This is a genomic window from Klebsiella huaxiensis, assembly GCF_003261575.2.
Lineage (GTDB): Bacteria > Pseudomonadota > Gammaproteobacteria > Enterobacterales > Enterobacteriaceae > Klebsiella > Klebsiella huaxiensis.
Map to the genome: position 1 here is coordinate 5080607 of NZ_CP036175.1, position 14826 is coordinate 5095432.

The 14826-nt window shown below is 54.4% G+C and carries 13 protein-coding genes; 4 read left to right on the forward strand and 9 right to left on the reverse strand.

Features of this window, described 5'->3' with window-relative positions; genetic code table 11:
- Positions 1–91: 91 nt before the first annotated feature.
- Positions 92–1036 carry a LysR family transcriptional regulator gene (locus DA718_RS24225; RefSeq protein WP_112215039.1) on the forward strand — a complete coding sequence of 315 codons (945 nt, stop codon included), beginning with the start codon at positions 92–94 and terminating at the stop codon, positions 1034–1036.
- Here the strand turns inward: DA718_RS24225 and DA718_RS24230 are convergent.
- The 7 genes from DA718_RS24230 to ribF all read right to left on the reverse strand — a co-directional run bounded on the left by DA718_RS24230 (position 969) and on the right by ribF (position 8168).
- Entirely contained in the window at positions 969–1331 is a 363-nt protein-coding gene (locus tag DA718_RS24230) for a DUF805 domain-containing protein (protein ID WP_112215040.1), read from the reverse strand. The genes DA718_RS24225 and DA718_RS24230 overlap by 68 nt on opposite strands.
- Before the next feature lie 33 nt (positions 1332–1364).
- The gene (rihC, locus tag DA718_RS24235) at positions 1365–2279 is read right to left on the reverse strand and encodes a ribonucleoside hydrolase RihC (protein WP_112215041.1); all 915 of its coding nucleotides are present in this window, start codon (positions 2277–2279) and stop codon (positions 1365–1367) included.
- 65 nt (positions 2280–2344) lie between these two features.
- Entirely contained in the window at positions 2345–3295 is a 951-nt protein-coding gene (gene ispH / locus DA718_RS24240; protein ID WP_110272650.1) for a 4-hydroxy-3-methylbut-2-enyl diphosphate reductase, read from the reverse strand.
- A 1-nt stretch (position 3296) separates the two neighbouring features.
- On the reverse strand, positions 3297–3746 hold the full coding sequence (gene fkpB, locus DA718_RS24245; protein ID WP_112215042.1) for an FKBP-type peptidyl-prolyl cis-trans isomerase: 450 nt from the start codon (positions 3744–3746) through the stop codon (positions 3297–3299).
- A gap of 125 nt (positions 3747–3871) precedes the next feature.
- Positions 3872–4369: a signal peptidase II gene (gene lspA / locus DA718_RS24250; protein ID WP_112215043.1), complete on the reverse strand. Its 498-nt coding sequence runs from the start codon at positions 4367–4369 to the stop codon at positions 3872–3874.
- The gene (gene ileS, locus DA718_RS24255; RefSeq protein WP_112215171.1) at positions 4369–7185 is read right to left on the reverse strand and encodes an isoleucine--tRNA ligase; all 2817 of its coding nucleotides are present in this window, start codon (positions 7183–7185) and stop codon (positions 4369–4371) included. Before ileS ends, lspA begins: the two co-directional genes overlap by 1 nt.
- A 44-nt stretch (positions 7186–7229) precedes the next feature.
- Entirely contained in the window at positions 7230–8168 is a 939-nt protein-coding gene (gene ribF / locus DA718_RS24260; protein ID WP_112215044.1) for a bifunctional riboflavin kinase/FAD synthetase, read from the reverse strand.
- Between the two features lie 330 nt (positions 8169–8498).
- Here ribF and rpsT point away from each other — a divergent pair, with 330 nt between their 5' ends.
- From rpsT to DA718_RS24285, 3 genes are all read left to right on the forward strand, one after another.
- Positions 8499–8762, forward strand: coding sequence for a 30S ribosomal protein S20 (gene rpsT, locus DA718_RS24275; RefSeq protein WP_003018940.1), 264 nt, complete (start codon positions 8499–8501; stop codon positions 8760–8762).
- Between the two features lie 400 nt (positions 8763–9162).
- Positions 9163–10536 (forward strand): MFS transporter, encoded by a 1374-nt coding sequence (locus DA718_RS24280; RefSeq protein ID WP_112215045.1) that lies wholly within the window; start codon positions 9163–9165, stop codon positions 10534–10536.
- 40 nt (positions 10537–10576) lie between these two features.
- The gene (locus DA718_RS24285) at positions 10577–12616 is read left to right on the forward strand and encodes a glycoside hydrolase family 31 protein (protein ID WP_112215046.1); all 2040 of its coding nucleotides are present in this window, start codon (positions 10577–10579) and stop codon (positions 12614–12616) included.
- A gap of 49 nt (positions 12617–12665) precedes the next feature.
- On the opposite strand, the gene nhaR is transcribed toward DA718_RS24285, so the two are convergent.
- Positions 12666–13565 (reverse strand): transcriptional activator NhaR, encoded by a 900-nt coding sequence (gene nhaR, locus DA718_RS24290; protein WP_112215047.1) that lies wholly within the window; start codon positions 13563–13565, stop codon positions 12666–12668.
- Between the two features lie 52 nt (positions 13566–13617).
- Positions 13618–14793 carry a Na+/H+ antiporter NhaA gene (gene nhaA / locus DA718_RS24295; RefSeq protein ID WP_112215048.1) on the reverse strand — a complete coding sequence of 392 codons (1176 nt, stop codon included), beginning with the start codon at positions 14791–14793 and terminating at the stop codon, positions 13618–13620.
- Positions 14794–14826: the final 33 nt, after the last annotated feature.

The following is a 14826-nucleotide window of genomic DNA, read 5'->3' on the forward strand; positions in this document are numbered from 1 at the left end:
GTTGTTCTCCTCTCTGTCAGGACAGTATATTGATATTCCTGGCAGCGATAATCCTGTCATATACCAATGCACTTATGCCCAGGAAGCACAAATGAATCTAAACCTACTGCCCGATCTCGCCCTGTTCGTGCAGATTGTCGAACAGGGCAGCTTTTCCGCCGTCGCCCGCATGACAGGGACCACCCCCTCCGCCATCAGCCGCAGTGTTTCGCGCCTGGAGCGGGAGATGGGCAGCAAGCTGCTACATCGCACCACGCGTAAGCTGCGCCTCAGCGATACCGGTAATACGGTGTATGAACATGCGCTGGAGATGCTCGAGTCGGCGCGTCAGGCCATGGATGCCGCCGGCAGTACTCAGACGGTGGCCCAGGGAAAGCTCACGCTAAGCGTACCTAAAGCCGTGGGACGCTTTGTCATTCACCCGCTGATGCTGGAGTTTTTTAGCCGCTACCCGAAGATCGACGTCTGTCTGCGGCTTGAGGATCGCGTTCTTGATTTTATTGATGACGGTATCGACCTGGCGCTACGTATTACCCATACGCCCTCGCCGGGTCTGCACGGTAAGCCGCTGATGCCGGTCAGCCACGTTATCTGCGCAACGCCTGGCTACCTGGTGCAATATGGCAGACCGCGAACGCCGCAGGATCTGCGTGAACATAGCTGTATCAGCCTTGGCGAAACACCCGCCGATTCGCGCTGGAAGTTCCGCCGCGATGGCAAAACCGAGACGATTCAGACGCATGGTCGCTATGCTGCCAACCATACCGCCGTACGCCTCGATGCCGTGAAGCAGAATCTGGGGATCGGCAGCCTGCCGCTGTTTACCGCCCGTGAAGCGCTGAAGAGCGGTGAAATTGTGCTGGTTCTGCCGGAGTGGGAGTTTATCAGCAGCTATTCCGGTCAGCTCTGGCTGCTATGGTCGGGCAATAAGCATATGCCCGCCAGAATGCGGGCGATGATTGATTATCTTAGCGAGAAGATGAGGCCGGTTTCAGGCAGCATAGCCACAGCGCGACGATCAAAAACCACGGAATAATTAGACACAGAGCGAACCACCAGCCCGAACGACCGATGTCGTGCATCCTGCGGCAACCAACGGACAGCATAGGGATGACCATCGGCAGCAACAGAATAGCGCTGAGCGGCACGGCGTAAAAAATAAAAACTCCGTACTGATAGTTATGCTGCATCGCCAAAAACCAGGCCGCCAGCGGCAACGCCAGAATCAGCAGGTTGATGATAAAAAAAGACCAGAACTCTTGCCTGCTGGCCACTCCGCTGAAATTTAAGCCTTTTTTCCAGCCGTTAAGATACGCTTGTCCATAAGTCATAACCTACATCTCCCTGATGTTTATCTTTGATTGTTAAGGTGCCAGCGCTATCACCTCGGCCGCCCAGCGCTGGAATCCTTCGACGTCCAGCCCAAGCGCCACCTGCGCGTTTGCCTGCTGGCCCAATTTACCTTCGATATCGACCACCGTCGTTCCCGAGGTCCATGTCCCCTGGGTTTCTACCGTCACAAAGCACGGTTCAAGAGTAAAGAGCTGCGGACGAACCAGCCACGCGATCGCGCACAGGTCGTGCATGCGCAGGCCGCTGCTCATGCTACCGCTGCGATAGTGGCTAAACAGCGCATGAAGCATTTTTCCGGTCTGGTTAAGCGTTGGTAGCGTCGCAAGGTAGTCCGGGGACAACATCGCCTGATTGGTGACGTCCAGTCCACACATCACGATCTCCAGTCCGCTGTTGAACACTTTGGCTGCTGCTTCCGGATCGATGGCGATATTAAATTCCGCATTCGGCGTAAAATTGCCGCGCCCGGCAGAACCGCCCATGATCACCAGACGGCGGATGTTAAAACGGCATTCGGGATATTGGGTCAGCAGTAGCGCGATATTGGTTAACGGGCCAATCGCCACAAGAGTCATCGGCTCCGGCGCGTACATTAACGCATCGCGGATGGCCTGAAATGCCGGTTTTGCCAGCGGCTGACGGTTATGCTCAACGAAATCGTAGCCTTCCATCCCTGACTCGCCGTGCACAGAGGCGGCGTCGCGCAGCGGGCGAACCAGCGGCATTGATGCGCCCTGGGCCAGCGGGACATCGGCGTTCCAGAAGTGCAGCAGTTGCAGAGCGTTGCGGGTGGTTTTCTCCACCGACACATTGCCCGCCACCGTGGTCATCAGCTGCAGATCCAGCTCGGGTGCGAACAGCGCCGCGGCAATCGCCGCCGCATCATCAATACCGGGATCGGTATCCAGAATGATCGGTAAGCGCATAGTTTCTCCATAAAAAATGCCAGACGTTAAGTCTGGCATCTTCTCATACTGTGGCGAGAAAGAACTTATTCTACTTCACGGACATCTACGCGCAGTTCTTTCGGCACTTCGAAAACAATGTTCTCTTCGCGGCCTTCCAGCGGCACCGCTTCGCCGCCGCCCAGCTCCTGCAAGCGGGAAATGACGTTCTGCACCAGAATATCCGGCGCCGATGCGCCTGCAGTCACACCTACGCATTGCACTTCTTTTACCCATGCTTCCTGGATATCGGACGCGTCGTCAATCAAATACGCTGCTTTCCCCATCCGCTGGGCCAGTTCGGCCAGACGGTTGGAGTTGGAGGAGTTTTTAGACCCCACGACCAGCACAACATCAGCCTGCCCGGCCAGCGCACGAACCGCTTCCTGACGGTTGGTGGTGGCGTAGCAAATGTCGTCTTTACGCGGCCCAACGATTTTCGGGAAACGTTCGCGCAGGGCATCAATCACGTCAGAGGTATCGTCGACGGAGAGGGTTGTCTGGGTCATAAACGACAGCTTAGCGTCGTTTTTCACATCCAGCGTCCAGACATCATCCGGTGACTCCACCAGATACATTCCACCCTGCGGATTGCTGTACTGGCCCATGGTGCCTTCGACTTCCGGGTGACCGGCGTGGCCAATCAGAATCGACTCTTCACCACGACGGCTGGCGCGAGCGACCTCCATATGCACTTTGGTCACCAGCGGGCAGGTCGCGTCAAAGACCGTCAGATCGCGGCTTTTCGCCTCATTGCGCACCGCCTGAGAAACACCGTGGGCGGAGAAAATCAGGATCGCGCCGTCCGGCACTTCGCTAATCTGCTCGATAAAAATCGCGCCGCGTTGGCGCAGGCTATCGACAACATAGCGGTTGTGCACGACTTCATGACGCACGTAGATCGGCGCGCCGTAAAGCGTCAGCGCGTTTTCAACAATGCTGATAGCGCGGTCAACGCCTGCGCAAAAGCCGCGCGGGTTAGCCAACAGAATCTGCATTTTACCCCTCCAGCGCCGGATCGATCTCCAGCACTTCAACATCAAAATGAACGGTACGCCCGGCCAGCGGATGGTTGAAATCAACGGTGATCGAATCGCCGTTCACTTCGCGGATAACACCAGGCATTTCGCTGCCATCCATTGCGGTAAAGAGCATAATCGCGCCGATTTCCGGCTCGCCCGCGTCGATAAATTCCCGGCGCGAGAAATATTGAATCAGGTCCGGACTCGGTACGCCAAAGGCAGCATCCGGCTCCAGTGAAAAGATGGTTTTCTCTCCTTCTTTCAGCCCCAGCAGATGCTGCTCAAGACCTTCAGAAAGCGAGGTATCACCCAGGCGAAAGAGCGCGGGTTTACCGTTATTGCGGGTTGACTCTGCGGTGGAGCCATCATCGAGCTTTAGGGTGAAGTGCACCAGCACCGCACTGTTGCTTTGTACAGAGTTTGACATGCAGGTTTGCTCTTTTACATTGCCGCCGCTTGTTTGCCCGGTGGCGCTGCGCTTACCGGGCCTACAAAGGCCGATGTATACTGTAGGCCGGATAAGACGCTTTAGCGTCGCCATCCGGCAACTTTTTATGATGTTTTTTTATCACGGGAAGGCAAGAAACCTTCCAGCACAATCAGCGCCGCACCGACACAAATCGCGGTATCAGCAAGATTGAAGGTGGCGAAGTGCCAGTCCCCGACATAAAAATCAATCATATCGACGACAAAACCATGCCACAGCCGGTCGAATAAATTACCCAATGCGCCGCCAATAATCAGCGCATAGGCAATGTTATTCAGCTTTTGCGTCGCCTTCGAGCGATACATCAGCACCGCGAGGATCACGCAAATACCGATAGCGATACCCGCGAAGAACCAGCGCTGCCAGCCGCCGCTGTCAGCAAGGAAGCTAAAAGCCGCGCCGTAGTTACGCGCATAATGCAGATTAAGCGACGGAAACAGCGACACCGTATCCCCCAGAGCAAAGTTCTGGAGGATCAGGTACTTGCTGCCTAAATCGATAATCAGCACGACTACCACCAGCCATAGCCAGCGTAGCCCTGTTGAACCAATCGGTTTACTCATCAGGCAAATTTACGTTTTTCGCCGTCACCGGCAATGTTGCTAACACAGCGTCCGCAGATTTCCGCATGTTCCGCCACCTTGCCGACATCCGTGGTGTAGTGCCAGCAGCGCGGGCACTTATCACCTTCAGCTTTGCTCAGCACAACTTTCAGTCCTTTCAGCAACTCACTCTGCCATGCGTCGGCCGGAGCCTGCGCATAATCGGCAACTTTCGCCCCGGAGGTCAACAGGACAAATCGCAATTCATCGTCCAGCGCATTCAGCTTCACTGCAAGATCGGCATCGACATACAGCGTCACCGCGGCTTCCAGAGCCCCCCCCACTTGCTTATCCGCACGCGCCTGCTCGATGACCTTGTTGACTTCGCCGCGCACTTTCAGCAGCTCATCCCAGAAACCATCGTTCATCGCTTCGTCGGCGGCCAGACCGAACAGGCCGGTGTACCATTCACCGGTAAAGACGTATTTCTCGCGGTCACCCGGCAGGTAACCCCAGATTTCGTCAGCGGTGAAGGACATGATCGGCGCCATCCAGCGCACCAGTGCCTCGGCAATATGGTACAGCGCGGTCTGGCAGCTACGACGCGCGACGCTGTCCGCTTTGGTGGTGTACTGGCGGTCTTTGATGATATCGAGCCAGAACGAGCCCATTTCGATGGAACAGAAGCGCATCAGGCGCTGCACCACTTCGTGGAAATCGTAAGATTCGTAGGCTTTCAGGATATCTTCCTGCGCCGCTTGCGCGCAGCCTACTGCCCAGCGATCCAGCACGACCATCTCTTCCGGTTTCACCATATCTTTTACCGGATCGAAACCGTTGAGGTTCGCCAGCAGGAAGCGCGCGGTGTTACGGATACGACGATAGCTGTCGGCGGCACGTTTGAGGATCTCGTCGGAGACCGCCATTTCGCCAGTGTAATCGGTGGAAGCCACCCACAGACGCAGAATATCCGCGCCCAGTTTGTTCATCACGTCCTGCGGAGAGACGGTGTTACCGATGGATTTGGACATCTTGCGGCCCTGGCCATCAACGGTAAAGCCGTGGGTCAGTACCTGACGATACGGCGCTTTGCCCTTCATCGCGGTAGAAATCATCAGCGAGGACATAAACCAGCCACGGTGCTGGTCGGAACCTTCCAGATACATGTCGGCGGCGTGACCAGAGAACTCCGGACGCACGTCAACGACAGAAGAGTGAGTTGAACCAGAGTCGAACCACACGTCGAGGGTATCCGGCACTTTCTCGTAGCTATCAGCATCAGCGCCGAGGATGTCGCGGGAGTCGAGATCCCACCACGCCTGGATGCCGTCGACTTCCACGCGTTTAGCCACTTCTTCCATCAGCTCCAGCGTGCGCGGGTGCAGCTCTTGCGTCTCTTTATGCACGAACAGAGACATCGGTACGCCCCAAGTGCGCTGACGGGAGATACACCAGTCAGGACGGTTGGCGACCATCGACTCGATACGCGCCTGGCCCCAGTCCGGGATCCACTGCACGCCTTGGATCTCTTTAAGCGACTGCGCGCGCAGGCCCTTCTGATCCATGCTCACGAACCACTGCGGCGTGGCGCGGAAGATGATCGGTGACTTGTGACGCCAGCAGCACGGATAGCTGTGCTGCATTTTCTCAACGTGCAGCAGCGCGCCGCTGTCACGCAGCATCTCAACGATGATGTCGTTGGCTTTGAAGACGTTGATGCCGTCAAGAGATGGGTAAGTACCGGGCAGATAAGCACCGTCCGGGCCAACCGGGTTGGAGATTTCCAGACCGTATTTCTGGCTGATGGTGTAGTCGTCCGGACCGTGGCCGCCAGCGGTATGTACCGCGCCGGTACCGGCATCCAGAGTAACGTGGTCGCCAAGGATCGCCGGAACGTCGAAAGCAAGGAACGGGTGCTTAAAGCGCATCAGCTCCAGTTCTGCGCCGTTGACCACCGCCAGAATGGTGTAATCCGCAATACCGGTGCGTTTCATCACACTTTCAACCAGATCTTTGGCGAGGATCAGCGCCTGACCGTCAACCTGCACCAGCGCATAGTCAAACTCCGGCGACAGGGAGATTGCACGGTTTGCCGGCAGGGTCCACGGGGTGGTGGTCCAGATAACCAGAGAGACCGGGCCGTTAACGTCGGCTACGCCAAATTTCGCCAGCACCGCCGCTTTATCCGTCGCGTGGAAGGCCACGTCGATGGATGGGGAGGTTTTGTCGTAATACTCAACTTCCGCTTCCGCCAGCGCAGAACGGCAGTCTACACACCAGTGCACCGGCTTAGCGCCTTTATGCAGGTGGCCGTTGCCGATGATTTTACCCAGCGCGCGGATAATATTGGCTTCGGTTTTGAAGTCCATGGTCAGGTACGGGTGAGACCAGTCGCCCAATACGCCAAGGCGGATAAAGTCTTTACGCTGGCCGTCAATCTGCAGAGCAGCATATTCGCGGCACTTGGCGCGGAACTCGGCGGCGGTGAATTTCTCGCCCGGCTTACCGTATTCCTGTTCCACTTTCAGCTCAATCGGCAGACCGTGACAGTCCCAGCCCGGTACGTACGGAGAGTCATAACCCGTCAGCCCTTTGGACTTAACGATAATGTCTTTCAGAATCTTGTTAACCGAGTGACCAATATGAATGCTGCCATTCGCATAAGGAGGGCCATCATGCAGAATGAAGGTCTTTTTGCCTTTTTTGGCTGCACGAATGATGCCGTACAGGTCATCATCGGTCCAACGCGCCAGCATTCCCGGTTCACGCTTGGCGAGATCGCCGCGCATCGGGAACCCTGTTTCCGGCAAATTCAGGGTCGATTTATAGTCACTCATCAGATTCTCGGTTCCGTATTTCGGTTTGATAAACACCGTCAGGGTTATGCCTGCCCGGTTAGCCCAAAGAAGTCGCGGGCCGTTAACTCATCACGTGCGATTTGCGCTTTTAGCTCATCAAGCGACGCAAATCGCTGCTCGTTACGTATCTTTTTACGCAGTATTACATCTATATGGCGACCGTAGAGGTCCATTACAACATCCAGGAGATGGACTTCCAGCTGCTGACGCACGCCGGATACCGTTGGACGAGTACCAATGTTGGCGACGCCCATAAAAGGTTCGTCGCCAAGCCCTGTCACTTCTACCGCATAGACCCCTTTTACCGGGGAAACCTGACGACGCAGCGGTAAATTCGCCGTCGGGAAGCCTATTGTGCGCCCCAGCTCATCGCCATGGACCACGCGACCAGAGATAGTAAACGGATGCCCCAGCAGGGTCTCCGCCAGCGGCAGATCGTCATCAGCCAGCGCCTGGCGAACCGCCGTGCTGCTAATGCGCACCCCACCCTCACAGAATGTTTGGGTGCTGGTGACGTCAAAGCCGAATTCCACACCGGCCTTTTGTAATAACAAGAAATCCCCCTGGCGACCAGCGCCAAAGCGGAAATCATCGCCAACGGCGAGGAACTGGACGCCTAGCTGGCGGACCAGCAGCTCGCTGATAAAATCCTGGGCGGTCAATGCCGCAAAGCGCCGATCGAAGCGCACGCACAGTACGTAATCGACGCCGCTTTCAGCCAGATAGTTCAGTTTTTCACGCAGACGCGTTAAACGCGCCGGCGCTTTATCAGCGGCAAAAAGCTCAAGCGGTTGTGGCTCAAAAATCATCACCACCACCGGCAAACCACGCTGGCGACCTTCTGCGCGCAAACGCTGCAATAATGCCTGGTGCCCGCGATGCACGCCGTCAAAATTTCCAATGGTCAGCACGCACCCGTGCGGGGCCTGACTGAGATTATGTATGCCGCGTATCAGCTTCATGTCTGGCTCAAAACAGTGAAAATCGTCCGAGTATACCTTGTACAACTGGCGACGTTAACCAGCGATTGCACCTCTTCGCCGAAAGATCCCGGTAATTCATTCACTCAGCGCGAGATTGCAGGAAAAACTCTCCGGCATCGTCGATTTTTATGGTTGAAAGGCTGTATTCGCTAGCAACAAGCTGGTAGAATCTTGCGCCATCACTACGTAATGAAGCGTTGTTGGTTTAAGCGACGCTTATTTGCACAAATCCATTGACAAAAGAAGGCTAAACGGGCATTCTCCTCGGCCTTTGAATTGTCCATATAGAACACATTTGGGAGTTGGACCTTGGCTAATATCAAATCAGCTAAGAAGCGCGCCGTTCAGTCTGAAAAGGCCCGCAAGCACAACGCTAGCCGTCGCTCTATGATGCGTACTTTCATCAAGAAAGTATACGCAGCCATCGAAGCTGGCGACAAAGCTACTGCACTGAAAGCATTTAACGAAATGCAACCAATCGTGGACCGTCAGGCTGCTAAAGGTCTGATCCACAAAAACAAAGCTGCGCGTCATAAAGCAAACCTGACCGCTCAGATCAACAAACTGGCTTAATCGCCTGCTTGTTGTCGCTTTGTAAAAAAGCCCGCGAAAGCGGGTTTTTTTATGTCTACTGCCCGCCCGGTTGTTTCTCTGCCTCCTTTCATCCAGCCCATCGCCTTTACCCGCTCCTCTAAGGAGGTAAATGAAAGCTCTTATCTTTCATTGTTGATGGAAATGTGACCAACATGGCAAATAGCAGAATAACTCACAGAAAAACGAAGAAACGCAATCCTGATGTAAGATTTAATAATTGATCGCCTCGCTATGGTTAACTATTTTTCATCTACGGTTTAATGACTTCATATTTATCGCAGGTCACATTTCATAAAGATTAAAAAATAAAAACACTCTACTGCTTAGAAAGTAAAAGTTGTTTTTCTGGGCGTATCATTACAATGCAGGAGTTATCAGTATGAGTTCTGTTATTGAAGATACCCAGTCTTCCGGGTCAACATCATTGCCTTTACTACAGCGTATCAGCTACGGCTCTTTAGATGTGGCAGGAAACCTGCTGTACTGTTTCGGTTCGACGTACATATTATATTTCTATACCGACGTTGCGGGGATCAGCCTTGCAGTAGCAGGCGTCATCCTGCTACTGGCGCGTATTGTCGACGGCATCGACGCCCCTATCTGGGGGATTATCATCGATAAAACACGCTCTCGCTACGGGAAATGCCGCCCGTGGTTTCTGTGGCTACCGCTACCTTTTGGCGTATTCAGCGCACTGTCATTTTGGTCGCCCGATATCAGCATGACGGGAAAAGCCATATATGCAGCAATATCCTACATGATAGCCAGTATTTTATTTACCGGTCTCAATACACCGCTTAGCGCGATATTACCATTAATGACCTTATCCCCCAAAGAGCGTCTGGTATTAAACTCATGGAGAATGACCGGAGGGCAAATTGGGGTTCTGTTAATGAATGCTACCGCGCTGCCGTTAGTGGCTTTTTTAGGAAAAGGAGATGACCATGCAGGGTTTATTTATACGGCCATTTTATTCGCTGTTATATCCTGCTCGCTCACTCTTTTCGCCTTTAAAAATATTCGCGAAATGGATGCAGATAAAATACAGCAAGAACCAAAATTGCCAATGAAAAAGAGCTTCGCGGCGATGAAAGGCAACTGGCCGTGGATACTGATGGTGCTGGCAAATCTGATCTTCTGGATAGCCCTTCAGCAACGTTCAACAACCATCGTCTATTATCTGACCTACAACCTCGATCGCAAAGATCTGGTTCCGCTGATTAACAGCCTGGCGACCATTCAGATCCTGTTCATCATCGCTATCCCTTTCTTCAGTAAATATCTATCCAAAACCTGGATTTGGATTAGCGGCCTGCTGGTCGCCACGCTGGGCGGCGTCCTGATGTGGCTGGCCGCGGGTAACATTCCCTTACTCATTGCCGCCTGGGTGCTCGGCAATATCGGCAGCGGTATCGCCTGCTCGATGCCGTTCGCCATGCTCGGCTTTGCCGTTGACTTTGGCGCATGGAAAACGGGCATTAAAGCAACCGGTATTCTTATCGCCTTCGGCAGCACCTTCTGCATCAAAATGGGCAGCGGTATAGGTACCGCCTTCGCCGCCTGGATAATGAACAGTTTTGGCTACGTCCCCAACCACACCCAAAGCGCAGCCGGGCTGGAGGGGATAACCTGGGCCTTCATTTGGGCACCCGCCCTGCTCTTCGCCCTCGCCGCGATCCCGCTACTGTTCTTCCGAAAATATGAAGCCATGGAAGACAGGGTTCGCCACGATCTGGAAACAACAAACCACTAACGCTCTTCACCTTCACCACCTGAATATGGGAGGAACCACCATGCCATTTTTGCAACAAGACCCGCGTCGTCTGGTGTGGCAGCAAAACGATCGCTATTTATGGATAGAACCCTGGGGTGAGAACAGCCTGCGCGTGCGCAGCGGCCGTCATCTACCTGTTATGCGAAATGAGGACTGGGCGCTGACGGAGCCGGTCGAGGAAAGCGCCTGCCACATCGTTTATGACCAAAAGCAGGCCACGCTGACCAACGGAAAGATTATCGCCATCGTCAATCAAAAGGGGCAAATCGCTTTTTATCGCCATCCCCATAAGTGCCTGCTGCAGGAGTTCTGGCGTCAGCGGGGAGAAATTGGCGAAGATGAATCCTCCCACGGTCAGTACGTTAGCGCCCTTAATCTTGAGGGCCGCGAGTTCCGCCCGATTCAGGGCGGGAAATACGCGGTCAAAGCCCGCTTCGAAGCCGCCGAAGGGGAAAAAATCTACGGCATGGGCCAATATCAGCAGGCGAATCTGGATCTCAAAGGATGCGTGCTTGAACTGGCCCAGCGCAACTCTCAGGCTTCGGTGCCGTTTATGCTCTCCAACATGGGCTACGGATTTTTGTGGAACAACCCGGCCATCGGTCGGGCGACGTTTGCGCAAAACGTGACGGAATGGGAAGCCCACGTCAGCGAACAGCTGGACTACTGGATCACCGCCGGAGATACCCCAGCAGAAATCAGCCAGGCTTATGCGCTCGCTACCGGCACACCGCCGATGATGCCGGATTACGCCATGGGCTTCTGGCAATGCAAACTACGCTACCGCACGCAGGAAGAGTTGCTCACGGTCGCCCGCGAATATAAACAGCGCAACTTGCCCATCTCGGTGATTGTCATTGATTTCTTCCACTGGCCGAATCAGGGCGACTGGATGTTCGACCCGCGCGACTGGCCCGATCCTGATGCAATGATCGCCGAGCTGAAGTCTCTGGGCATTGAGCTGATGGTATCCGTCTGGCCGACGGTGGATAACCGCACCGAGAGCTATCGGGAGATGCGCGAAAACGGCTGGCTGGTACAAACGGAGCGCGGATTACCGATTAACATGGACTTCCTCGGCAATACTACCTTCTTTGATGCCACCCATCCCGGCGCCCGCGACTACGTTTGGGGAAAGGCAAAGCGCAATTATTACGACAAGGGCGTGAAGCTCTTCTGGTTAGACGAAGCCGAGCCGGAGTTTAGCGTCTACGACTACGATAACTATCGCTATCATGCCGGGCCAGTGCTGGAAGTCGGCAATATCTACCCGCGAATGTACGCCAAAACCTTCTTTGACGGCATGAAAGCGGATGGCGAAGATCAGGTCATCAACCTGCTGCGCTGCGCCTGGGCGGGTAGTCAACGCTACGGCGCGCTGGTTTGGTCAGGCGATATTCACTCTTCGTTTCGTTCTCTGCGCAACCAGTTTGCCGCTGGCCTGAACATGGGGATCGCGGGCATTCCGTGGTGGACGACGGATATTGGCGGCTTTCATGGCGGCAATATTCACGACCCGCGCTTTCATGAGCTGCTGATTCGTTGGTTCCAGTGGGGCGTATTTAGCCCGGTGATGCGTCTGCACGGCAACCGCGATCCGCAGATTCTTCCAGAGCAGCCGTACCGGGACGGTATTGCCCAGTGTCCCACCGGTGCGCCGAATGAAGTCTGGAGCTACGGCGAAGACGTGTGTGACGTATTGACGGGCTGTCTGACCTTGCGAGAGAAGCTCAAGCCTTATATTAAAGCGCTGATGGCAGAAACCCATAAACGCAATACACCGGTCATGCGAACCCTGTTTTTTGAATTCCCCGAGCAGGCAGCAAGTTGGGAGGTCACCGATCAGTACTGTTTCGGCCCCGACCTGCTGGTTGCGCCCGTAATGCATGAAGGTATGCGCGAGCGCGATGTCTGGCTGCCGGAAGGTGAGAAATGGACCGACCTTGCCACTGGCGAGAGTTATCAGGGAGGACAGACACTGCGCTACGCCGTGCCGCTGAATAGAATTCCGGTATTTATTCGCGAAGGTGGGCAGTACCGGAATTTATTGAATCTGTAGTCTTGTTCCGGCTGCGGCATTTCCGCCGCAGCCGAAAATCAGGCACAGCTTATGCCTGCGGTGGCGTGAAAAGCGCCGAATAGTCACGATTGCAAATACGCTGCACCGCCGGATGCTGGATCATACGTTCGGCAAAAATAGCGTGATACTCTTCCATCACGTTGTCCATCCGCCCAATCTCAACTATCGATTTATCACTATAAAAGTCATGAACATATAGTGTGGGCGCAACGAAAATGGCGTTGTGAGCCGCACCGAAGGCTTTCATCAGCGCCGCATCATCAAACTCGCCCAGAATTTCCACCTGCAATCCCTGCGAGTTAAACCAATTGAGCAGCTTACGCCCCAGCATCGAGCGACGTCCGGGGACCAGTAATCGACGTTCTTCCAGGCAGGCCGGGAACGGTTTTTTCGGCGGCGGATTCATACACCAGAAGCTAACGCTACATTCGCCGATTTTCACCGAAAACAGCCCTTCCTGCTGAGTGGAGTCGATAGGGCAATCGGAGATGATCATGTCGAGTTTATGCTGACTTAGCTGCTCAAGCAGCATTTCGTGGGTCGATTCAAAACAGCGTAAATGGATCTGCTCATTGCCGACGACCGCAGCATCAAGGACGCCGCTAACCAACCTTTTTGACAGCGCATCCGCGACGCCGACATCAAACAGCAGATTGGACTCTTTGCGATAGTTAACGATATCCAGCATTTCCTGGCTCAGCGTAAACATGCGATCGGCATAGCGGAAAACCAGCTCCCCGAGTTCACTGGGCTCCAGCCCTCTTCCTTTACGTTTAAACAACTTCCCCTGCAGACGTTCTTCCAGCGCTTTAATCTGCCCGGTGATGGTTTGCGGCGTCAGAAACAACGCCTCTGCCGCACCGACAACAGAGCCTTCTTTGTAGACATGCCAGAAGTAGTACAGGTGATTGTAGTTGATATGCGACATGCTTCTCTCCCTGATAATGTCCAGGAGAGCCGTAGCGGCTCTCCGTGAGTTATTAAGCAGCGTAGCCCGACTCCGTTACGCGCTTACGCAGTATGATGTATCCCGTGACTGCCGATAATATCGATCCAATCAGGATGCCAAGCTTGGCCCAGTTGATCAATCCTGGGTCAACGCTACTGAAAGCCAGTGTGGCAATAAAAATCGACATGGTGAAGCCAATTCCGCACAGAATACCGACTGCCATAACTTGCTTACAGGTCGTCCCCTCCGGCAGAGAAGCCCATTTCATCTTCAGCGCCAACCAGCAAAATGCACTGATCCCAAGCGGCTTACCGATAAACAGCCCAGCGATGATACCCAGCGGCAGCAGAGAGGTTAGCCCTTCAACCGTCACGCCCTGCAGCGAGACCCCCGCATTAGCAAAGGCGAACAGCGGCAGGATTAAGAATGCCACCCATGGATGCAGAACGTGCTCAAGCTGCTTCGCCGGAGATTTACCGTTCTGCTCTTTTAGCGGGATCATAAAGCCAACAATAACTCCCGCCAGCGTCGCATGAACGCCGGATTTTAATACCGCAGTCCAAAGCACCGCACCGACCAGAATGTAGATTCCGGTACGCCGCACGCCGCTCAGATTTAACGCCGCCAGAACAACGATGGCCCCCGCAGCAACGATCAATGACAGCACTGAAAGGTCGTTCGTATAGAACAAGGCAATAATAATAATTGCCCCGAGATCATCAATGATGGCCAGCGCCATCAGGAAGATCTTCAGCGCGGCGGGAACCCGATTGCCCAACAGCGCCAGAACGCCCAACGCAAAAGCGATATCGGTCGCTGCCGGAATCGCCCATCCCTCTCTGGCAATCGGATCCTGGGCATTAAACGCCAGATACACCAATGCCGGAACCACCATGCCACCTAACGCCGCTACGACCGGGAATACGGCCTGGCGACGGCTGGCTAACGCCCCCTGGTTCATCTCACGCTTAACTTCCAGGCCAATCAGCAGGAAAAACACCGCCATCAGCGCGTCGTTAATCCACAACAGCATGTTTTTGTTGATCTCTAACGCACCCACGCGCAGCTGAACCGGCGTTTCCAGAAAAGAGTGATAAAAACCACTGGTCAAGCCAGTATTTGCCAATAACATCGCCAACACGGCGGCGAAGATTAAGATAATGCCCCCGGAAGCATCGCTACTAAAAAAACGCTGCAGATGTTTCACTTTTACTCTCACCTTAGTGGTAAACAACTCGAT

Bases quoted from the DNA above. Each gene is read 5' to 3' on its own strand.
- DA718_RS24225 (WP_112215039.1), top strand. From the start codon at position 92: ATGAATCTAAACCTACTGCCCGATCTCGCCCTGTTCGTGCAGATTGTC.
- DA718_RS24230 (WP_112215040.1), bottom strand. From the start codon at position 1,331: ATGACTTATGGACAAGCGTATCTTAACGGCTGGAAAAAAGGCTTAAAT.
- rihC (WP_112215041.1), bottom strand. From the start codon at position 2,279: ATGCGCTTACCGATCATTCTGGATACCGATCCCGGTATTGATGATGCG.
- ispH (WP_110272650.1), bottom strand. From the start codon at position 3,295: ATGCAGATTCTGTTGGCTAACCCGCGCGGCTTTTGCGCAGGCGTTGAC.
- fkpB (WP_112215042.1), bottom strand. From the start codon at position 3,746: ATGTCAAACTCTGTACAAAGCAACAGTGCGGTGCTGGTGCACTTCACC.
- lspA (WP_112215043.1), bottom strand. From the start codon at position 4,369: ATGAGTAAACCGATTGGTTCAACAGGGCTACGCTGGCTATGGCTGGTG.
- ileS (WP_112215171.1), bottom strand. From the start codon at position 7,185: ATGAGTGACTATAAATCGACCCTGAATTTGCCGGAAACAGGGTTCCCG.
- ribF (WP_112215044.1), bottom strand. From the start codon at position 8,168: ATGAAGCTGATACGCGGCATACATAATCTCAGTCAGGCCCCGCACGGG.
- DA718_RS24280 (WP_112215045.1), top strand. From the start codon at position 9,163: ATGAGTTCTGTTATTGAAGATACCCAGTCTTCCGGGTCAACATCATTG.
- DA718_RS24285 (WP_112215046.1), top strand. From the start codon at position 10,577: ATGCCATTTTTGCAACAAGACCCGCGTCGTCTGGTGTGGCAGCAAAAC.
- nhaR (WP_112215047.1), bottom strand. From the start codon at position 13,565: ATGTCGCATATCAACTACAATCACCTGTACTACTTCTGGCATGTCTAC.